The organism is Paenibacillus sp. KS1, from assembly GCF_001680695.1.
Taxonomy (GTDB): Bacteria; Bacillota; Bacilli; order Paenibacillales; family Paenibacillaceae; genus Paenibacillus_B; species Paenibacillus_B suaedae.
Window position 1 is genome coordinate 1 of the sequence record NZ_MAIS01000104.1, and the last position, 20,229, is coordinate 20,229.

Sequence of the window (20,229 nt, forward strand, 5' to 3'; positions counted from 1 at the left end):
CGAGAGTGAATGCAAGATTCGATGTCGAGTCACTCCTCTGCAGATTCTTCGTGATCAGAATTGAACTTACTAGTAGGTGCGGGCTTCGAAATAATGCCACAATGCCTTCAAATCCCGGTGGGCAGGATAAGAAGACAGCTGCTCCGTTATATTCCAAGCCTGCTTCATGAACTCATGACTCATTTGAAGTGCTTCATCCAATGTACCACTGCGATGAATAAGCGCAATGGCTTCATCGAATGCATCATCTGGTGAATCTGCCTTCAACTCATGTATCTTCGCTGCGATCGATGCGTCACGCATGGCCAAAATGACCGGCAGCGTTGCATGTCCGTTTCGCAGATCGACCCCAGCAGGCTTGCCGAGTGATTCCGAAGATTGGGTGAAGTCGAGAATGTCATCTCTGACTTGGAATGCCATCCCGAGCTGATCGCCGAATGCATACAACTGATCGATTACGTGTTCATCAGCGCCTGCTGCCTTCGCACCTAGCTGCAGGCAAGTTGCCATCAAGAGTGCCGTCTTGTTGCGCGTCTTCTCCCAATACGCATCAAGCGACAGGTCGAAATTGTATTTCAACTCCAGCTGCTGATATTCACCTAGACACAGCTGTGTCGTTGTAATCGACGCCAGATCATGTGCGTAAGGCTCATGATCCTTGCCGCTAGCTGTTAGCAATTCGATGACACGGCACATAATGTAGTTGCCAATGTGAACCGCGTCATAAATGCCTGTCTTGCAGTGCAGCGCTGGCTGGCCTCGGCGCGTATCAGACTGATCCAGGATGTCGTCGTGAATAAGTGACGCTACATGAATAAGCTCGGCAGCAGAGGCAAGGCGGTAGACATCTTCGGATTCCACGTCTGTGCCGAAGCGGCTGCCTACGATTGTCATCATAGGTCTAAGACGCTTGCCTCCTGCACGGATGAGATCCAACACGCTCTTCGCGACAATGGATCGGGAGGGGACATCCGGATCGTGCAGAATAACGCGTTCCAAATCCCGATTAATTCGCCTTAGGGAGATGTTCAGCTGATCGCTCAGCGTACCGTTAAATGATGCCATAGGAAGCCACCTGCTTATAATGAGTGGACACGAAACGGCCCATTCGTTGATGAAGCATCATATCCGAGGCAGTGCCCTCGACACGGCGAATCTGGATGCGCTTGTTCGTCGTTGCCAAGTCTATAATGAGCTGCGTCATTCCGTGGCGAACGGCGAATTGATAGTACAGGCTGAGCAGGAAATCACCGTCCAACACAGCCTTGCCCGCGAGCTGTTCATCCTGCGGGACATGTTGATGTGTACGCAGTGCCTGACGAAGCAGCCAGTAGCAGCCGAGCAGCACTTGACGTTCCTGCTGCTGCATATCGTACGCATTCAGCATGCGAGCCATGTCGAGCAGCAGATGTTCATCCGTTCCAGCCGCCAATTGAATGCCGGTGATCGGCGGGAGATGCTGTGCCAGAAGGTCACTTGTTTGATTCAATAGTTGCCGATTCATGGGAACCCCCCGCTTCCCTCAGAAATAAGGAAAGTAATGTGACACGAAGTACACATTACTTTTCCAGTACACCATACCATCTATTCTTGTTGAGCAATTAATCCGTATACAGGTACCAGCGCTTCACGAACGGAATCTTCTTCCAAATGCGCTTCAGGCGTGGATACAGGTAGTAGTCCAGACCGAACGTGCTGCCGGAACCGCCGATAAGCGCGATGCCGCCGAAGAAGTACCAGAACATTTCATAAGGAGCCATACCGGACGTGTAGATCATGACGCCCATCGCAACAGTTCCGATCGATGCGATCGCTGTGAACAAGCCCAAGATCAACATAATACCGAAGATAACCTCAGCTGCAACCATGCAGCCTTGGAAGATGTAAGCCATTGCTGTATAGCCGCCATCGTTTGTATAGAACATCAAATCCATCGACCAATCGACAATGCCCTTGACGAAATCAGGCACTGGAATCGCCTTGATAGCCGTACTTGCACCTTCAACAGCGGATGCTGCTGTTTGTGCGTCAACCGTTGTATGAACTGCATCAACCGCTTGAGAAGCTGCAGTCACACCATCCATCGCCTTAGGCGGGATGAGGAACATCTGCGAAGGATCCTTCAGCAATTTCGATGCCTTCACCCAACCTTGGGATAACCACATGAAACCGATATAGATCCGAAGCGGAACAAGCCAGAAATTCGGGGAACGCTTAGCAAAATGTCCACCGACGAAGCTGCGGCGATTCTTCACATGGAAGAATTCGTGCATCATGTAAGACCAGATCTTATGGAAGCCAAGTACTTGCAAGAAGTACACAATATTAATCATATGCTTGAAGAACATGGCCATGAAGCCAGTGAAGTGGAACATTTTCTTCGGCGTGCCGATAGCGGCTACCCCGTAGCGTCCACCGATACATACCATCGTACCGTGGAAGGTTGGCTTATACGACTTATGTGTGCCATTCTTCAAGTCAGCCACGATATTATGTGCGATAAGACCAGCAGAGTGCTCGGCGTTCTCAACCATTTGCGGTACAGGACGCTCTTCGCCTTCCGGAATATAGAAGATGTTGTCGCCGACAACATACACATTTTTGTGATCAACGGACTGCAATTTGTCATTTGTCAAAATGCGCTTGCGTCCTTGCTGCTGAACATCGAGGTTGCCTACAAGGTCAGAACCTTCGACACCAGCAGTCCAGATAACCGTGCTCGATTTGATTTCATTATCGCCAAGGACAACGGAATTCGGCGTAACGCCGGAAATCTTCGCACCTGTGATAATTTCAACTTTCATTTTGCGGAGATACTTGTCCGCTTTGTCAATGAGCTTTTGCGGCAGGATTGGCAGGATTTTCGGAGCCATATCTGCTACGACGAGGCGAACCTCAGATTCGTCCACATGGAACTCATGGCACAGCTCTTCGCGATATTCCGCCAATTCGCCGACCATTTCGACACCAGTGAAGCCGGCGCCAACAACGACGAATGTGAGCATTTGCTTGCGCAGCTCTGGATCTGAAATCTTCGTCCCGTCCATGAACATTTGACGAATTTGTTGTTTCAGTTTAACTGCATCCTCGAACGACCAGAGGGAGAAGGAATTCTCTTCTGCACCCTCGATACCGAAGAAGGATGGCTTACAACCTGTACCGATAACAAGATGGTCGTAATTGTAGGATTTCTTTCTGCCATGCAGCTTCTGTCCGTTGAAATCAATGTTCTCGATCTCGTCCAGCACAACGTCTACTTTCAGACCTGCAAAGATTTGCTTCAGGTCCATTTTGATTGCTTCTTCTTCGACGCGGCATGCTGCAACCTCGTGCAGCTCCGTCATCATCGTATGGAAAGGTTTACGGTCGATGAGCGTAATGCGAATGTCTTTGTCTTTCTTCAGACGCTTCGCCAGCTTTTTCGCTGTCAGTACGCCACCATAACCGCCGCCCAATACAACGATCTCTTTCATGGTTTCACCCCGTTGTAATGCTTATTTGTCGATATTTAAAAATTGAACTATCTAATGCGAACAAGGGAGCTCCGCGAATAAAAAAGCGATATATGGCTCTCAAGCATTCATACGCTGCTTGTGCCCATTTTGCTTTCCTACTGCGGAGCTTCCGTGTTATCTCTATGTGATCAAGGAAGGAGTAGACTTATCTTACTTCGCGTTAGCCAGTGCTTCTTGAGCAAGTTTCACGAAGCTGCCAACGTGGATGGATACGCCGGATACAGCGTCTGTTTTACCTTCGTTGTTTACAGTGATCGCAGCTGGATCTTGCTTAGCGATAAGTTCTTGCTCCATTTTTTCAGCTTGCTCGTGCCATTCGGAAGAAGCACCGCCAGCTTTCATACCGTATTTGCCGTCTTGAGATTGCTTTTTCTTGGAATCTCCGCCATCTTTATGAACGCCATCCCAGTTTACAGCTGTGATTTTGCCGTCTTTAACTGTGATGTCCATTGTTTCTTTCCAACCGGATTTCTCATCGAAATCAGGAGATTCTGCATGGAAGTCGCCGTCTTTCAATGTTACTTGAGCAGCGTCTTTATTCGCTTCTGTTGATGTGTTTGTTTCAGGTTGTTTTGCAGCTTCTTCTTTCTTATCTCCACAACCAGCCAACATACCTACTACCAATACTGCGGATAGTAACAGTACAAGTTTCTTTTTCATAAAGAGTCCCCACCTTTTCTTTAGTTCAAAATTACTTTGTGAAAATTATAACTAACAGATTTACAATGTCATTTTAACATTAACTCCCTCTATTTAATGTGATATATATCACACATAAAGGGTAAATCTTTAACTAAACCAAACTTTTTCCACGACTGTTTATTAGCTGGCATTGACGATGCGGCTATGTATGACAATATATTCCCTCCATATCGCTCACAATATACGAGAGGGGCATCGGTAACGTTCATCCATCCATGTAAAATAATTGCTTCCACTTAATATAAGGGATAATTGCATCGCTGTTCAGTGATATTTTTCTATTGGCATGAACGATATGCATATGGTAAAGTTATGGCTTGCGCCTGAGCGCCGCGGTTCGTAACCATCCCGCGTAATCAAAACTAGGGAGGAATTTTATTATATGTTCAACTTTACTTGGGGCATTCTGTTCGTCCTTGCGAACTTTGCCTTCTTCTTGATTTGCTACCGGGCATTTGGCAAGTCGGGACTATATGCTTGGATTGGTGTAATGACGGTCATCGCTAATATCCAAGTTGGCAAGACGATTGAGATGTTCGGCATTGTCATGACACTTGGCAACACGGCGAATGCAACGCTGTTCTTGACAACGGATCTGTTGAATGAAAAGTTCGGCCGTAAGGAAGCGAAGCGCGCAGTGTGGTTCGGGTTCTTCACGTTGATTATGACGACGATTATTATGCAGATGGCTCTTCGCTTTACGCCTGAGGCTTCTGATATGGCGCGTACGGCACAAGCATCGCTGTCGAATATTTTTGATTTGATGCCGCGCCTTGTCGTAGCAAGCTTGACCGCGTATTTCGTCAGTCAGTTCTTAGATGTGAAGCTCTTTAGTTGGGTGAAGGAACGATACCCGAAGGCAGGCCAATTGTGGATTCGAAGCAATGGTAGTACAGGAATTAGCCAAATGGCGGATTCGCTCGTATTTTGTACGATTGCGTTTGCTGGCATGGTGCCTTGGGATGTATGGTTCCAAATCTTTATTACTACTTATGTCATTAAGCTCATCATCTCGGTGTTGTCGACACCAGTTCTATATTGGGCTAGAAGCTTCCCTGTTCGTGAAGATGTGGAAGGGCAGCAAGCGAAGTAGGGAGCGCACATTGGTTGACTTAGTAAAGCGGCTCTAACTTCATTATATAAAGAAGACCCCGATACCGATATGGTGTTGGGGTCTTTTGTATATGTACTCTAGTATGGTCACCATTGTCTAGAAGCATTTTGTCTAGAAGCATTATGCCTAGAACCAGTCCGTCAATCAAGGGTGATGGCCGCAATGATAAGGAATGATTTCTGTTCGATATTGATGCGAATTCGTTGATTCGGATTCTCCAAATCCATATGAGGCAGGGAATGCTCCAGCCACAGCAGCACGAAGCAGCCAAGCAGCAGGCCGAATGCAATCACGATTTTGGTGATCGTATCATACAGACATCCTCTACGCCAAGAAATCAATGAGGTAATTATTTTGAGTTAAAATGGAAGATTGTCCCTTGTTTCACATGGAACTTTTTTCGACAGGAATCTAGTGAATATGAGCAATCTGCTGTCATAAAGCATACGAATAACGAAGTTGATGGGAGATATAAGCATTGCCCTAATGATCAGCGGACACTTTGCAATTTCTGTTTGTCACTGGACTTTCTGATGGATGAGGACTATAATTACCCGTGTAATATGGTAGCTTCGATAACTGCATATGCACGCTAGGGGTGCTGGAATTTGGCCGGCTGAGATTGTATCCCATTAAGATACCGACCCTTACACCTGATCTGGGTAATGCCAGCGTAGGAAAGACGTTGAACCGCGTCATTATTGTTATAATTAGGTTGCTTGCTTATTCGTCATGCTCTGCATGAATGTGCGCTGCTTTGGGCAGAATGGACATAATTGCTGTACGGATGAACGAATGCCGGATGACCTTATTGACGTGATTCATCGTATGATGCACATTCGCATATACGCGTAGAACGGCACACAAAGCGTCCCAGAGGGGGCGCTTTTTTTTGTGGATCTGAATCGTGTTGCAGGACGGCGGGACGGGAACTTGCTCATCCATACATATACGATCGAGCGGATCGTCCAACTGGTGAATGCGGCAGGCGTTATCGAAGCACTTTCTAAATTCATGATCGGCTCTCCACTAGTGAGGGAAGGAAGAGAAGGGGGATTCATCATATGCAACGGACACGCTTTACACGAGGGTTGATGCTGGCGCTCGTTATCATGATGACATTTGCGCTCGCTGCTTGCGGCGGCAAGGGTCAGGAAGCAGGACAAGGGAGCCAGACAGAGGGGAACACGGCACAGGAGCAAGGAACGGATAAAGCGAAGGAGAAGCGCGATGTTAAGATTGTGCTTGATTGGACGCCAAATACGAATCATACCGGCTTGTATGTAGCCAAGGAGAAGGGCTACTATGAGGAAGAAGGTCTGAATGTCGAGATATTGCAGCCGAGTACTGGCGCATCAGATGCGATGATCGCATCGGGAGAAGCGCAATTCGGTGTTAGTGTTCAGGAAAGTATTACGATGGCTCGACAACAAAATGTTCCGATCGTGTCGATTGGTGCGATCATTCAGCATAATACATCAGGCTTTGCCGCGCCGAAGGACAAGAACATCAAGTCACCTAAGGACTTTGAAGGCAAAACGTATGGCGGCTGGGGTTCTCCGGTTGAGGAGATGATTATCCGCACGATTATGGAAAAGGACGGCGGCGACTATAGCAAGCTGAAGAGCGTCAACATGGGCAATGCCGATTACTTTACAGCCGTGAAGAAGGATATTGATTTCGCGTGGATCTTTTACGCTTGGACAGGTATTGAAGCAGAGCTTCGCGGTGAGCCGATTGATATGCTGTACGTCAATCAATATGCGAAGGAACTCGACTATTATACGCCGGTTCTTTCGACAAGCGAGAAGCTGATCAAGGAAGATCCTGAATTGATTAAGGCATTCATGCGTGCTACGTCCAAGGGCTATCAATATGCGATTGACAATCCGGAAGATGCAGCCAACCTGCTGCTTAAAGCTGTGCCGGATTTGAACAAAGACCTGGTTATCGCAAGCCAGAAATGGCTCAGTCCGAAGTATAAAGACGATGCACCTCGCTGGGGCGAGCAAAAGCGTGACGTATGGGCAAATTACATGAATTGGCTCGTGGAGAACAAATTAATGGATAAGAACATCGATGTAGACAAGGCGTTTACGAATGACTTCTTGCCAGCTTCATAAGCCTATACGGTTATAGGAATAGGCAATGGGCGCATATGCGCCCTTTTGCTGTATATCGTTACCTGTGTATATCGTTATAGGATATCGATACGAGATAATCGTCACCAAGACCGTTACAAGTTGATCATTACATGAGGATTGAGAAAGAGGAGGAGAAGCAAGATGGCGAACAGTTTAGTAAGCATTCAGATCATTCCGAAGACGAAAAATGGGGAAGACGTAATTCCCTATGTAGATCGTGCAATCGAAGTCATTCAAGCATCGGGTGTGAAATATCAGGTAAATCCACTGGAGACAACGATGGAAGGCGAACTTAGTGAACTCTTCCGTATTATTGAGGATATGAACAAGGCCATGATTGAGATGGGAAGCATCAATGTATTGTCGCAAGTAAAGATTGTGTATAAGCCTTCCGGCATTACGATGGATGAATTGACGGTGAAGTACCGGCCATGAGTGGACGTCGAATCGCGAAGATCGGTCCTCCGATCATTGCATTTATCATATTCCTCGCCATATGGCAGGCAGGAGTAATGGTGTCAGGCATTGAGAAGTGGATGCTGCCCAGTCCGCTCGATATTGTACAAGAGGCCGTAAGCAATGGTGGCGGTCTGCTTATGCATACATGGGCTTCTGTTCAATTGACGCTCATTGGTTTCTGTGTAGGCACCGCTGTCGGCCTGCTGCTGGCTTGTTCGCTTCATCCGATGCCGTGGCTGAAGCGGGCGATCTATCCGCTTGTCATAGTCAGTCAGAATATCCCGACGATTGCGCTGCTGCCGCTGCTGATGATCTGGTTCGGCTTCGGTCTCATGCCGAAGATTGTCACCATTACGCTGGTATGCTTCTTCCCCGTATGCGTGGCTACCCTGGATGGTCTTGCCCAGACAGACCGCACGATGATGAATTATATGCGTATGGCGGGCGCGAGCCGGTCGCAGCTGTTCTGGAAGCTGGAGCTGCCCCATGCACTTCCATCTGTCTTCTCAGGCTTGAAAATAGCAGGGACGTATAGCGTGATGAGTGCGATTATTTCCGAGTGGCTCGGGACGGACAAAGGGATCGGCTACTACATGGTACTGCAAAAAGCAGCCTATCGCACGGATCGCATGTTCGTGGCAATCGCAGTTGTCATTCTATTGAGCTTGGCCATGTTCGGCCTCGTATGTGCATTGGAACGGCTGCTCATTCATTGGCGCCGTGACAATAAACAGGGGTGAAGGGGGAGCGTTAAAGATGATCACAACAAACGAACAACAGCCAGTTGCCCAGCGAGATGCTGATCATGTGCATCAGCATGAGGCAGTACAGAAGCAGGCCGCTCTTGAGCTGCGTGATGTCAGCATGTCATTTGACGGTCGAGCGGGACGGCTTCATGTGCTCGATCAAGTATCCATTACGGTGCAAGCAGGAGAGTTCGTCTCAATTATTGGCCCATCCGGATCGGGGAAGAGCACACTGTTCCATCTCATTGGCGGTCTGCTTCGTCCATCAGAAGGGGATATTCTCGTCCATGGGCAGAACGTGGTTGGTCAGACAGGCCATATCAGCTATATGCCGCAGCAGCCCGCGTTGTTCCCATGGAGAACGGTGGAGGACAATGTTATCCTCGCTCCAGAAATTGCAGGCAAGCCGAAGAAGGAGGCGCGGGAGCAAGCGCGCCGCTGGCTAAGCAATGTTGGATTGACGGGTTATGAACGCTCGTATCCGCATGAGCTGTCCGGTGGCATGCAGCAGCGTGTCGCCTTCCTACGCGCAATGATGAGCCCCCATGAGCTGATGCTGCTTGATGAGCCGTTCAGTGCACTTGACGCGCTAACACGCAGTGATATGCAGCGCTGGCTCATTGACCTGTGGGAACGCAATCGCCGCTCGGTGCTGTTCATTACACACAGCATTGAGGAAGCGCTGCTGCTGTCAGATACGATATATGTACTATCCAACCGCCCCGCGCAAGTGTTAGAGCGAGTTACTGTTCCGTTCGCGCGGCCGCGAACGGAAGCGCTGGCTTCTGAGGCCGAGTTCGTCCGCATGAAGCGCGAACTGTCCGATCTGCTGCGTAGTATACAATCTTCATCTCCTATACGTTGAAGCGTGAAGCTGTCTCTTAATAAGAGGCAGCTTTTTTTGGGGAGAATATAGAGATGAGATGCAGCCCTTTCTAATCCCTTATTATCTATCCATCTCAAATCTTATATATGTATCCTGCCCGCTGCCTGGAATGACCCGCTGTTCATTTTCTGGTGGAAAAAGTTAGAGGCAAAGATTATAATTAAATCTCGTTAGACATGGATAGCCGCAACTCTGTGCATTGCTGTATAGAGATGACGGTGTGTCCTGAGGAGGAATGAATTCAAATGATTACGAAAGAAAGCAATCTGCGGATGGTCGTTGCCGGCCTGCTGCTTGGTATCCTGATGGCAGCCATGGACAATACGATTGTTGCAACGGCGATGCCAACGATTGTAGGCGAGATGGGCGGCTTTAATTTGTACGTGTGGGTGACGTCAGCCTACATGGTAGCGACAATGGCAGGGATGCCGATTTTCGGAAAGCTGTCCGACATGTATGGCCGCAAACGGTTCTATGTGTTTGGTTTGCTCGTCTTCTTGGTCGGCAGTGCGCTGTGCGGAACAGCGGACAGCATGATTCAGCTTGCAATTTACCGTGCGATTCAAGGGATTGGCGGCGGTGCCGTCATGCCGATCGCGTTTACGATTATTTTCGATGTGTTCCCGCCTGAGAAGCGGGGTAAGATGACGGGGCTATTTGGTGCGGTGTTCGGAGTATCGAGTGTGGCGGGCCCTCTGCTTGGCGCATACATTACCCAATATATCGGTTGGGAGTGGGTATTCTACATCAACTTGCCGCTTGGCCTTATCTCCCTATGGTTCATTATGCAGTTCTATAAGGAGAAGACTACGACCAAGAAGCAGCGCATTGACTGGGGCGGAGCCATTACACTCGTCGTTGCAATCGTCAGCTTTATGTTCGCGCTTGAGCTTGGAGGCAAAGAGTACGCTTGGGATTCAACAGTTATTATAAGTCTATTTGCGATATTCCTTGTGTTCTTGATCGCCTTCTTGATCATTGAGACACGGGTGCAGGAACCGATTATTTCGTTCAATCTGTTCAAGCGCCGCTTGTTTGCGGCAAGCCAGGGTGTCGGCTTCTTCTACGGGGTGTCGTTCGTGATTGCTACCGTATATATCCCGCTGTTTGTCCAGTGGGTATATGGAGGCTCGGCAACAGATAGTGGTCTCGTCTTGACACCGATGATGATCGGTTCCGTTGTGACGAGTTCGATTGCTGGTATTATGGTTGCGAAGCGCAGCTACCGCAGTTTGATGATCGTATCCGGTATTTTCTTCATCGGCGGTATGTTCGCGCTCAGTACGATTTCGACAGATACACCGCGTACGTTGTTGACGCTGTATATGGTCTTAACGGGACTTGGTGTCGGCTTCTCCTTCTCCTTGCTCAGCATGTCCTCTATGCACGGCATGGAGTTTCATCAGCGTGGCGCAGCGAACTCGACCGCTTCCTTCTCACGCTCGCTTGGGATGACGATTGGTATCACCTTGTTCGGTACGATCCAGTCGCATATGTTCCAAGGGCGTTTACAGGAGGTAATGCCTGCGGGCAGTGCAGCGATGGAGCTTAAACCCGAGACACTAATGAGCGGGCAGATGGGCGATCTTCCACCTGAAGTGGCCCGAGGTCTGACAACAGCTCTCGCGGACTCGATTGCTAGCACCTTCCAATGGGCCCTCATCCCAGTAGCATGTGCGCTTGTGTGTATTGCGCTTATGGGGAATGCTCGGATGATTCGAGGGGATCAAGGTCAGGGTCGTGGCGGAAATTCGAATGAGGCAAGTAAATTGAGAGCCGGAGAAATGTAAAGAAAGCAAGGCCGTAGCCTTTGAAGTGAATCGCCGCAGGATACTCGTCTAAGACGTGACGCCTGCGGCGTTTTTTGAGATGGGGGTTGAACACAATGAACGAATATGAAGTGCATGTTGTGGATGCACATATGCATATTGATGGATATAAGCAAGCAGCAGTCGCAGAACTGGAAGCGTCACTAAACCATCCATACTTGGATTATGTGATTGCGGTGTCTATGAATCTTGCCTCTTGCCACCACACCGAGCAATGGGCGAATCGTTATCCCGGCAAGGTACTCCCTGCATACGGATTCCATCCTGAGCAAGCACTTCCAAGTGCTGACGAGCAGGAAGGGCTGCTGGCTTGGCTTGAGCTGCATAAGGAGAGCATGATTGCCATTGGTGAGGTTGGTTTGCCGTATTATATGCGGGAGGAGTCGCAGAAGCGCGGCGACTCATTTGACCGCTTGCCCTATATAGAGCTGCTTGAATTGTTTGTAGAGCGGGCTGCTGCATGGGATTTGCCAATTGTGCTTCACGCCGTATACGATGACGCACCGATTGTCGTTGATTTACTTGAGCGATATAGTGTGCGTCGCGCGCATTTTCACTGGTTCAAAGGAGATGGGAAGACGATATCCCGCATGGCTGACAACGGTTATTTCATCTCATTTACGCCAGATATCCATTATGAAGATGAGATCCGCGCGTTGGCCAGACAGTATCCAGTGGAGCAGGTGATGACGGAAACGGATGGGCCGTGGCCATTCGAAGGGACATATACAGGCCGACATACGATGCCCATTATGGCGCGCGATGTTGCCATCGAGTGGGCTGCGCTGCAAGGTATGGACATATTGGAAGCTTCGAGGCTGCTGCGTGCGAATGCGCAGCGCTGTTACGGGGTATAAAGGTAGAAAGGACACATGTTGATGCAGCAAGCATGCTGCTTAGCTTAGTCAATAAGGATAGATGATTGTAGATAGGAATTCGCTGATTTATGTAGATGGCGTATTTATGGGTACTTAACAGGGGATTGTCCATACGAGTCAATGCTCCGACGAAGCACAGACAATCCCTTGCTTTTATGAGGTGGTGGTACCATGCAGCAGCCTGCCGCATGATGTTTTACAATCAATTACAACACCATTGCAGCAATGAAGCCTGCGACAAGCAGCGGCACATTGTAATGGAGGAAGGTTGGCACGCAGGTATCCCAAATATGATCGTGCTGCCCATCTGCGTTCAAGCCGGCCGTAGGACCAAGTGTACTGTCCGAGGCAGGTGAACCAGCATCACCCAGTGCACCTGCTGTTCCGATAAGGGCAACAGTGGCTAGCGGGCTGAATCCTAGTCCGATGCACAGCGGCACGAATACAGTGGCGATAATCGGAATGGTGGAGAATGAGGAACCGATGCCAAGTGTAACAAGCAGACCGATCGCAAGCATTAACAGCGCAGCTATTGCTCGGTTGTCGCCAACTGCCTCCACTGAAGCCCGCACAAGTGTCTCAATATGTCCCGTATCTCGCAGTACAGCGCCGAAGCCAGAGGCTGACATCATGACGAAGCCAATATAGGCCATCGACCGCATGCCGTCTGTTAGGACACGATCTGCTCTGCTCCATGGAATGACACGTGATAGGATGAGGATTGCCAATCCGGCTGCCGCCCCATAGATCATAGATCCCGTGCTGAGCTGTACCGTCAGCATTGCCGCGATAGCAGCGAGTCCTGACCAAGCTGCCCACTTGTTTGTCACTCCGTCTTGACCTGGAATGGGAGAAGATCCAGACTGCGTTGTTCCTTCTATTGTTGTGTATTGACGTGGCTTGCGATAAGAGATTGCAAGTGAGACAATAAGTCCGATCACCATACCAACAGCCGGAATCAGCATGGCTCGTAGGAGCAGTGATGCATCGACTGCAAGGCCATTCTTGGTTATATTGCCTGCTACGGTGTCGTGGAAGATTGCCCCGAATCCAACAGGCAGAAGCATGTATGGTGTAATAAGACCGAATGTAAGCGCGCATGCAACGGCTCTCCGATCGATGTGCAGTGAATTGAACAGCACGAGCAGCGGTGGAATGAGCACGGGAATGAAGGCGATATGCACGGGAACAGCATTTTGCGACATGCAAGCAATGAGTGCAATGGCGGCCAACACGAGATACCGTGCAGCGGCACGAGGAGCCTTCGTGCTATCCTTTCCCTGTACTAAGCTTACCGCGCCGCGCACCAGCTTGTCCGGCAATCCTGTTTCCGTCAAGCCAGCGGCGAATGCCCCCAGCAGTGCGTAGCTTAGAGCAATTCCGGCATTGTCTTTCAGTCCTTCTCCGAAGACATCGAGTACGCGAGATATGCTAAGGCCTCCTGCTAGCCCGCCTACAACAGTAGCTGTCAGCATCGCAAGTACAACATGTACGCGAAGCATACTTAATCCGAATAATATTGCCAATGATAGTAGTACTGCATTCATCGTCTGATGCCACCTTTATTTCAACTTTACGTTTGCGTCACTATGATACCTAATTAAAACATTACCACTTTACCATGGCAACGTACAATCATTTCCTGTAGCGCTCAACCTCTTTGTATTTTTAACGTACGATGTGTTCTTTACAAAAATTACTAATAATATCCGTCTTCGAACTGATGTGATCTTTGCCTGATTACTATACACTAATAAAGTTCATGTCAAATTAGAGATAAATGAACTGCTATTTGTTATATGTGGAGGGAGAGTTGTCTATGACTCATGCACAATCTGGGAATGTACAGTCGGGCGAGAACAAGTCCGTCTTTAGTTTGTTCCGCAATCGCTTTGTCCAAGCGATTATGGTTGCGGGTCTATTTATGCAAATTGGGGTATGGGTACGGAACTTTGCTGTCCTTTTGTTTGTCATGGAAATGACGAATGGAGATCCGTTCGCCGTCTCAATGGTATCCGTAGCTGAGTTTGCGCCTATCTTTATTTTTTCCTTTATCGGAGGAACATTCGCAGACCGGTGGCGTCCAAAGCGGACCATGATATGGTGTGACTTCCTAAGTGCTTTGTCTGTGTTCGCCGTGATGTGGACGATCGTCTTAGGAGATTGGCATGCCGTTTTCTTCACGACCTTTATTTCAGCTATTTTGTCTCAATTCTCGCAGCCTTCATCCATGAAGCTGTTCAAGCAGCACGTACCAGAGGAGATGCTGCAGGCCGGCATGTCGATATTCCAGACGATGGTAGCCTTGTTCATGGTTCTAGGTCCGGCAATCGGCACGACCATCTTCCAACATTATGGGATACAAGTGTCGCTTGTGATTACAGGGATTGCGTTCATTCTGTCAGCAGTAGCACTGCTGTTCCTTCCTGCTGATCATGCAGAGGACAAAGAGAAGCATAAGCAAACGAATGTGGCGCAGGAACTGGCGGCAGGCTTCCGCTATGTCATGAAGAGTCGCCTATTGAAGCCGCTTGGCGGTTGTTTTGCTTTTGCTGGATTGGCAATTGGATTGATTCAACCGATGGGTGCCTTCCTTGTAACTGAACGGCTTGGGTTGCCGAAGGAGAATCTTAGTTACTTGGTGATGGTTAACGGCGGTGCAATGCTTATTGGCGGTGCGCTAGCCATGGGCATTTCGAAGAAGCTGCTTCCGCAGCACATGCTGGCTGTCGGGATGCTGATGAGCAGCGGAGGCATGCTGATGGCAGGCCTCTCTACGCAGTTGTGGCTGACGCTGGTTGCTCAGTTCATCAGTGGATTGTTCTTGCCTTGCATTCAAATCGGGATTAACACGATGATTTTGCAAAATACTGAAGGTGATTTCATCGGTCGCGTTAATGGTATTCTTAGCCCGATGTTCACGGGTGCCATGGTACTGACGATGTCATTATCAGGAGGTATTAAGCAGCTTACTTCTATTGTATTTATATATGAGGTAGCAACCGTGCTCTTCATATTGGGTATTCTCGTGATGCTTCCAATCTTGCTTACGCGCAAGCCATCACCGAATGATTCGCTTCAGCGGACGACAGGTACGGAAGGCTAATGCTTTTCAATACGAGAGATGCTGATTCTATTTGTCCGTAACAGACATACACGAATCTTGCTCGAATAGAATATCGGAACAACTGCGGCGGCCCATTGACATTGGGTACGCCGCGTGTTCATAATATAGGGATAATAGTTGTAAGACAGGTCAACAATTGATGACGAGAACGAGTACGCTATGAAGCAGTCTGAAGAGAGTCGACGGGTGGTGCGAGTCGATGGCTGACATGGCCGAATATCCTCTCCGAGATTCCCTGCTGAATGCGAACTGTGCGCCTCCTATTCTTTGGGGTTGCGGGGCACAGATGTGTGAGTAAGCAAGGACGGCAGTTCCACCGTTACCCGGATTCGCGATGAATACGCGGCCAAGCGCTGCAGCAGAACAGGTCGATTTCCGAAGAGGGAGCGATGTACAGCTGCAGAACAAGGGTGGTACCACGAGCTCAAACTCGTCCCTTCTTAGGGATGAGTTTTTTCTATTTGTAGAGGTTGTACTTTCATTATCACTGTGTACAAAATACGTATATTCGATCGAAAGCGAGGAACCGACAATGGAAACGACCCAAGCAGCACCTGCAGTTACTATGGAACATATCGTTCGTGCACATCACGTGCTCAAAGAAGTCATCGTTCGGACACCGCTTCAGCGTGACCCCATATTGTCCGCTAAGTATGACTGCAACGTGTACTTGAAGCGTGAGGATTTGCAGATTGTCCGCTCATTCAAGATTCGCGGCGCCTATAACATGATTCGCCACCTGACGGAGGAGGAGCTTGAGCGCGGTATTGTCTGTGCAAGCGCAGGCAACCATGCGCAGGGAGTCGCCTATTCCTGCCAAGCACTGCAAATTCAAGGCACGATCGTAATGCCGAGCACGACGCCAAGCCAGAAAGTAACGCAGGTGAAGCGTTTCGGTGGATCATATGTCAATGTCGTGCTGACTGGGGATACGTATGACGATGCGTACGAGGCAGCTATGAACATCTGTGACGAGAAGGGCAGTACGTTCATCCATCCGTTCGATGATCCTTATATCGTGGCGGGCAACGGAACGGTAGGCATGGAGATTATGGAGTCGCTGGAAGGCGCGGCAGACTATGTGTTCGTAACGATTGGCGGTGGCGGCTTGGCGGCGGGGGTAAGCACCTATGTGAAGACCGTTAGTCCAACAACTCGCATCATCGGTGTGGAGCCAGAGGGAGCAGCGTCGATGACTGCGGCATTGGAACGCAAGGAAGTACTTACGCTGGATACGATCGATAAGTTCGTCGATGGCGCTGCGGTCAAGCGGGTTGGACAATTGCCTTATGAAATTTGCTCGAATCTGCTGGATGATGTGATTCAGGTACCGGAAGGCAAGGCCTGTACGACAATTCTTCAGTTGTATAACGAGAATGCGATTGTAGTTGAACCCGCGGGCTCCCTGCCGATTGCAGCCTTGGATCTGTATCGAGAACAGATTCGCGGTAAAAATATCGTATGTGTTATTAGCGGAGGCAACAACGATATTGATCGCATGCAGGAAATTAAAGAGCGTTCTCTCATTTATGAAGGCCTGAAATACTACTTCACGGTGAACTTCCCGCAGCGGGCAGGAGCTCTCCGTGAGTTCTTGCAGGATGTGCTCGGTCCGAACGATGATATTACGCGCTTCGAGTATAATAAGAAGCATAACAAGGACAATGGGTCTGCGCTTGTCGGCATTGAGCTGAAGTATAAGGAAGATTATGAGCCGCTCATTGAGCGGATGAACAAGAGGGGCATCCAATACATTGAGGTGAACAAAGACAAGACGCTGTTCGATCTTCTGGTGTAATCGGATAGTACTTGGATGATAGAAGTGTTCGAGGGTTCAAGTTTGCACTCGCAGTACGCGAGGAGTGGACAATCGGTGTTGAACTCGCTGGACGATACGGGTATATTTATTAACAAAGTGTGTTAGGGCAAAGAAAGGTTGATGACTGGTGGACAATCCGAATCCAAATCATAGCTCCAACTTTATACGCAACATCATTGTTGATGACTTGAAGGAAGGCCGCGTAAACGATATCGTTACACGGTTTCCGCCTGAGCCGAACGGCTACTTGCATATCGGACACGCGAAGTCGATATGCTTGAACTTCGAGCTGGCACGTGAGTTCAAAGGCCGTGCGCATCTGCGCTTCGATGATACGAATCCGCTGAAGGAAGATACTGAATACGTCGAGTCCATTAAGAAAGATGTGGAGTGGCTCGGCTTTAAGTGGGACGGACTCTTTTTCGCGTCTGACTACTTCGAAGAGATGTACAATCGTGCAGTATTGCTGATTAAGAAGGGGCTTGCGTACGTAGACGATCTGTCTGCGGATCAAATTCGCGAGACACGCGGTACGCTCACAGAGCCTGGACAGAACAGCCCGTACCGGGGGCGTTCGGTAGAAGAGAATCTTGATCTGTTCGCTCGTATGCGGGCTGGCGAATTTGGCAACGGCGAGAAGGTGCTTCGTGCCAAAATCGACATGTCGTCACCGAACATTAACTTGCGTGACCCGGTTATTTACCGTATCGCACACGCTACCCATCATAATACAGGCGATGCTTGGTGCATCTATCCGATGTATGCATTCGCACATCCGCTTGAGGATGCAATTGAAGGCGTAACGCACTCGATCTGTACGGTTGAGTTCGAGGATCAACGTCCGTTGTATGACTGGGTCGTCGAGCAAAGCGAGATGGAGAAGACACCGCATCAGTATGAATTCGGGCGCTTGAACTTGACGAATACCGTGATGAGTAAGCGCAAGCTGAAGCTGCTCGTAGACGAGAATGTTGTAGACGGTTGGGACGATCCGCGCATGCCGACTGTATCCGGTCTTCGCCGCCGTGGATTTACACCAGAGTCGATCCGTACGTTCTGTCGCGAGATCGGGGTAACGAAGTCGAGCGGTGTTATTGATTTTAAATATTTGGAGCACTTCCTGCGTGAAGACTTGAAGCTGAAGGCGCCACGGACAATGGGCGTATTGAAGCCGCTTAAGGTCGTCATTACGAACTATCCGGAGGGACAAGTAGAATGGCTGGATGCGGAAGTAAATCCGGAGAACCCGGAAATGGGCGTTCGTCAGATCCCATTTTCTCGCGAGATTTACATTGAGCAAGATGACTTCATGGAGAATCCGCCGAACAAGTACTTCCGCCTGTTCCCAGGCAATGAAGTGCGCTTGAAGCATGCTTACTTCATCAAATGCAACGACTTCGTGAAGGATGAGAACGGCAATGTAGTAGAGATCCATTGTACGTACGACCCTGAGACGAAGAGCGGAAGCGGGTTTACTGGCCGTAAGGTGAAAGGGACCCTTCACTGGGTGGATGCTACACATGCAGTTCCGGCTGAGTTCCGATTGTACGAGCCGCTCATTCTTGATGAGCAAGAGGAAGAGGACGAGTCCGCATCCTTCTTGGAGCGCATTAACCCGAACTCTCTCGTGGTGGAGCAAGGCTTCATCGAGCCGAATATGAAGGATGTGGAGCCGCATGACAAGTTCCAATTCTTCCGTCACGGGTACTTCAATGTGGATCCGAGAAGCTCAGAACCAGGCAAGCCTGTGTTCAACTTGACGGTATCCTTGAAGAGCTCGTTCGCATTACCGAAGCAGTAAGAAATAACGGGGGTGACCTTGTGTCCCCTATAGCGCCGCATCTTGACGCGATAGACACCTGCTGCTGTGCTGTATGATCGATAGTGAACAGTGCATCTAGCAGGCGTGAAGATGAAGGAGGTCTTTCGATGAAAGGCAAAGTCGTATTATTAACATCAGATACAATTGGTGCTGCTGAGAATGGCCTTGGAGCAACGATTCTGGAGACATTCCTGACACTTGTGAAGCAGCAGGAACAGCTTCCAGCCGCAGTGTTCTGCATGAATCGCGGGGTGCTCGCGCTGACTTCTCAATCGCTCGCATCCTTGCAGCTTGCTGAGTTGGAGAAGCTCGGTGTGCCAGTGCTTGCTTGCAAGACATGTGCTGATCATTATGGAATTGCAGACAAGCTGGCAGCAGGACAAATCTCTGGCATGGGTACGTTCGTCGAACTTGCAGCCAGTCATGAAGTGCTGACTATTGGCTAGCCGCTAGGCTTAAGTTGCATTGCAACAGCTCATTGATGGAGCTGCCCACAAGACCGGATTCTCTGCGGAGAGTCCGGTCTTTTTCTTTTATGTAAGGGGTAAGGATTCTATCTAGTAATGGAATCAGATGTAAAGACAGGCAGAATGAACTTATCAAGAGGTGTGGAATAATAGATTTTCTTCATTCATACGTATAATCACGAGATTACGTAAAGGATGGGGATGAGGATGGCTGTAGGAGCGCGATTTATTAAGGTGGCTGCTTTTTATTTCGTTATCGGCGTACTTGCAGGACTGATTGCAGGCGCAACGAAGCAATTTCAATATGCGTCACTTCATGCGCATATCGGCTTGCTGGGATGGGTATCGCTCGCCATCAGCGGACTTGTATACGTGAAGTTCCCAAAGGCGGGGGATAGTTCGCTTGGCAACGTGCATTTCTGGCTGCACAACATCGGACTTCCAATTTTCCTCGTTGGATTAGCATTAGCGGTTAATGAGGTAGCAGCGGCGACGGTCTTGTTGACCGGGGGCGGAGTGATTTCAGTGCTGGCGGCTTTGGTATTTGCCCTTAATGTATGGAGTAATGTGAAATCATAAGCTGCTTGTACGTGAAAGATGATGCGTGAGATGATGTCGGAGTCCTGAGAGGGAATGGAGTAGCATCTTCATCATGTATACGGAATGAACAGGAAAGGCAGGAACAGCGCTATGAACTGCACCTCCAATCGCTAGATGGTGT

19 protein-coding genes, 1 riboswitch and 1 other annotated feature are annotated in these 20,229 nt (G+C 49.2%); of the genes, 13 read left to right on the forward strand and 6 right to left on the reverse strand.

The genetic code is table 11. From position 1 onward, the window contains the following. Nucleotides 1-69: 69 nt before the first annotated feature. From BBG47_RS24320 to BBG47_RS24335, 4 genes are all read right to left on the reverse strand, one after another. Entirely contained in the window at nt 70-1,065 is a 996-nt protein-coding gene (locus tag BBG47_RS24320) for a polyprenyl synthetase family protein (protein WP_065293880.1), read from the reverse strand. After that, complete coding sequence (locus BBG47_RS24325; protein WP_021257251.1) at nt 1,052-1,504, reverse strand: hypothetical protein; 453 nt, start codon at nt 1,502-1,504, stop codon at nt 1,052-1,054. Before BBG47_RS24325 ends, BBG47_RS24320 begins: the two co-directional genes overlap by 14 nt. Before the next feature lie 97 nt (nt 1,505-1,601). After that, the gene (locus BBG47_RS24330; protein WP_065293881.1) at nt 1,602-3,473 is read right to left on the reverse strand and encodes an FAD-dependent oxidoreductase; all 1,872 of its coding nucleotides are present in this window, start codon (nt 3,471-3,473) and stop codon (nt 1,602-1,604) included. 192 nt (nt 3,474-3,665) lie between these two features. Then, complete coding sequence (locus BBG47_RS24335; RefSeq protein ID WP_065293882.1) at nt 3,666-4,175, reverse strand: FMN-binding protein; 510 nt, start codon at nt 4,173-4,175, stop codon at nt 3,666-3,668. A 424-nt stretch (nt 4,176-4,599) separates the two neighbouring features. Between BBG47_RS24335 and BBG47_RS24340 the strand changes: the two genes are divergently transcribed. Continuing rightward, nucleotides 4,600-5,310 (forward strand): queuosine precursor transporter, encoded by a 711-nt coding sequence (locus tag BBG47_RS24340; RefSeq protein ID WP_021257248.1) that lies wholly within the window; start codon nt 4,600-4,602, stop codon nt 5,308-5,310. Nucleotides 5,311-5,471: 161 nt separating this feature from the next. On the opposite strand, the gene BBG47_RS29565 is transcribed toward BBG47_RS24340, so the two are convergent. Then, nucleotides 5,472-5,624, reverse strand: coding sequence for a hypothetical protein (locus tag BBG47_RS29565; protein ID WP_175400626.1), 153 nt, complete (start codon nt 5,622-5,624; stop codon nt 5,472-5,474). A 291-nt stretch (nt 5,625-5,915) separates the two neighbouring features. After that, nucleotides 5,916-6,029: riboswitch (TPP riboswitch) on the forward strand. Between the two features lie 196 nt (nt 6,030-6,225). Between BBG47_RS29565 and BBG47_RS24345 the strand changes: the two genes are divergently transcribed. The 7 genes from BBG47_RS24345 to BBG47_RS24375 all read left to right on the forward strand — a co-directional run bounded on the left by BBG47_RS24345 (nt 6,226) and on the right by BBG47_RS24375 (nt 12,252). Continuing rightward, entirely contained in the window at nt 6,226-6,426 is a 201-nt protein-coding gene (locus BBG47_RS24345; protein ID WP_065293883.1) for a hypothetical protein, read from the forward strand. Continuing rightward, a complete protein-coding gene (locus BBG47_RS24350) occupies nt 6,396-7,454 on the forward strand; it encodes an ABC transporter substrate-binding protein (protein ID WP_065293884.1) in 1,059 nt (352 codons plus the stop codon). The genes BBG47_RS24345 and BBG47_RS24350 overlap by 31 nt, the downstream gene beginning before the upstream one ends. Nucleotides 7,455-7,616: 162 nt before the next feature. Continuing rightward, nucleotides 7,617-7,910, forward strand: a complete 294-nt coding sequence (locus tag BBG47_RS24355; RefSeq protein ID WP_065293885.1) for a thiamine-binding protein — start codon at nt 7,617-7,619, stop codon at nt 7,908-7,910. Next, nucleotides 7,907-8,674, forward strand: coding sequence for an ABC transporter permease (locus BBG47_RS24360; protein WP_065293886.1), 768 nt, complete (start codon nt 7,907-7,909; stop codon nt 8,672-8,674). The genes BBG47_RS24355 and BBG47_RS24360 overlap by 4 nt, the downstream gene beginning before the upstream one ends. 16 nt (nt 8,675-8,690) lie before the next feature. Further along, the gene (locus BBG47_RS24365; RefSeq protein WP_065293887.1) at nt 8,691-9,545 is read left to right on the forward strand and encodes an ABC transporter ATP-binding protein; all 855 of its coding nucleotides are present in this window, start codon (nt 8,691-8,693) and stop codon (nt 9,543-9,545) included. Nucleotides 9,546-9,811: 266 nt separating this feature from the next. After that, nucleotides 9,812-11,356: an MDR family MFS transporter gene (locus BBG47_RS24370; RefSeq protein ID WP_065293888.1), complete on the forward strand. Its 1,545-nt coding sequence runs from the start codon at nt 9,812-9,814 to the stop codon at nt 11,354-11,356. Nucleotides 11,357-11,451: 95 nt separating this feature from the next. After that, complete coding sequence (locus BBG47_RS24375; RefSeq protein ID WP_065293889.1) at nt 11,452-12,252, forward strand: TatD family hydrolase; 801 nt, start codon at nt 11,452-11,454, stop codon at nt 12,250-12,252. Between the two features lie 227 nt (nt 12,253-12,479). Here BBG47_RS24375 and BBG47_RS24380 read toward each other — a convergent pair whose 3' ends face one another. Beyond that, on the reverse strand, nt 12,480-13,820 hold the full coding sequence (locus tag BBG47_RS24380; RefSeq protein ID WP_065293890.1) for a Na+/H+ antiporter family protein: 1,341 nt from the start codon (nt 13,818-13,820) through the stop codon (nt 12,480-12,482). A 272-nt stretch (nt 13,821-14,092) separates the two neighbouring features. Between BBG47_RS24380 and BBG47_RS24385 the strand changes: the two genes are divergently transcribed. From BBG47_RS24385 to BBG47_RS24405, 5 genes are all read left to right on the forward strand, one after another. Then, nucleotides 14,093-15,379 carry an MFS transporter gene (locus BBG47_RS24385; RefSeq protein ID WP_021257235.1) on the forward strand — a complete coding sequence of 429 codons (1,287 nt, stop codon included), beginning with the start codon at nt 14,093-14,095 and terminating at the stop codon, nt 15,377-15,379. A gap of 151 nt (nt 15,380-15,530) precedes the next feature. Beyond that, nucleotides 15,531-15,841, forward strand: a binding site (T-box leader). Nucleotides 15,842-15,932: 91 nt separating this feature from the next. Then, entirely contained in the window at nt 15,933-17,198 is a 1,266-nt protein-coding gene (ilvA, locus tag BBG47_RS24390; protein WP_021257234.1) for a threonine ammonia-lyase IlvA, read from the forward strand. Between the two features lie 148 nt (nt 17,199-17,346). After that, nucleotides 17,347-19,020: a glutamine--tRNA ligase/YqeY domain fusion protein gene (locus tag BBG47_RS24395; RefSeq protein ID WP_065293891.1), complete on the forward strand. Its 1,674-nt coding sequence runs from the start codon at nt 17,347-17,349 to the stop codon at nt 19,018-19,020. Nucleotides 19,021-19,148: 128 nt separating this feature from the next. Next, nucleotides 19,149-19,487 carry a DsrE family protein gene (locus BBG47_RS24400; RefSeq protein WP_021257232.1) on the forward strand — a complete coding sequence of 113 codons (339 nt, stop codon included), beginning with the start codon at nt 19,149-19,151 and terminating at the stop codon, nt 19,485-19,487. Nucleotides 19,488-19,715: 228 nt separating this feature from the next. Beyond that, a complete protein-coding gene (locus BBG47_RS24405) occupies nt 19,716-20,087 on the forward strand; it encodes a cytochrome-c oxidase (RefSeq protein ID WP_065293892.1) in 372 nt (123 codons plus the stop codon). The last annotated feature ends 142 nt before the right edge of the window (nt 20,088-20,229 follow it).

Coding starts and splice junctions, on each gene's coding strand:
- BBG47_RS24320 (WP_065293880.1), bottom strand. CDS start 1,065: ATGGCATCATTTAACGGTACGCTGAGCGATCAGCTGAACATCTCCCTA.
- BBG47_RS24325 (WP_021257251.1), bottom strand. CDS start 1,504: ATGAATCGGCAACTATTGAATCAAACAAGTGACCTTCTGGCACAGCAT.
- BBG47_RS24330 (WP_065293881.1), bottom strand. CDS start 3,473: ATGAAAGAGATCGTTGTATTGGGCGGCGGTTATGGTGGCGTACTGACA.
- BBG47_RS24335 (WP_065293882.1), bottom strand. CDS start 4,175: ATGAAAAAGAAACTTGTACTGTTACTATCCGCAGTATTGGTAGTAGGT.
- BBG47_RS24340 (WP_021257248.1), top strand. CDS start 4,600: ATGTTCAACTTTACTTGGGGCATTCTGTTCGTCCTTGCGAACTTTGCC.
- BBG47_RS24350 (WP_065293884.1), top strand. CDS start 6,396: ATGCAACGGACACGCTTTACACGAGGGTTGATGCTGGCGCTCGTTATC.
- BBG47_RS24355 (WP_065293885.1), top strand. CDS start 7,617: ATGGCGAACAGTTTAGTAAGCATTCAGATCATTCCGAAGACGAAAAAT.
- BBG47_RS24360 (WP_065293886.1), top strand. CDS start 7,907: ATGAGTGGACGTCGAATCGCGAAGATCGGTCCTCCGATCATTGCATTT.
- BBG47_RS24365 (WP_065293887.1), top strand. CDS start 8,691: ATGATCACAACAAACGAACAACAGCCAGTTGCCCAGCGAGATGCTGAT.
- BBG47_RS24370 (WP_065293888.1), top strand. CDS start 9,812: ATGATTACGAAAGAAAGCAATCTGCGGATGGTCGTTGCCGGCCTGCTG.
- BBG47_RS24375 (WP_065293889.1), top strand. CDS start 11,452: ATGAACGAATATGAAGTGCATGTTGTGGATGCACATATGCATATTGAT.
- BBG47_RS24380 (WP_065293890.1), bottom strand. CDS start 13,820: ATGAATGCAGTACTACTATCATTGGCAATATTATTCGGATTAAGTATG.
- BBG47_RS24385 (WP_021257235.1), top strand. CDS start 14,093: ATGACTCATGCACAATCTGGGAATGTACAGTCGGGCGAGAACAAGTCC.
- ilvA (WP_021257234.1), top strand. CDS start 15,933: ATGGAAACGACCCAAGCAGCACCTGCAGTTACTATGGAACATATCGTT.
- BBG47_RS24400 (WP_021257232.1), top strand. CDS start 19,149: ATGAAAGGCAAAGTCGTATTATTAACATCAGATACAATTGGTGCTGCT.
- BBG47_RS24405 (WP_065293892.1), top strand. CDS start 19,716: ATGGCTGTAGGAGCGCGATTTATTAAGGTGGCTGCTTTTTATTTCGTT.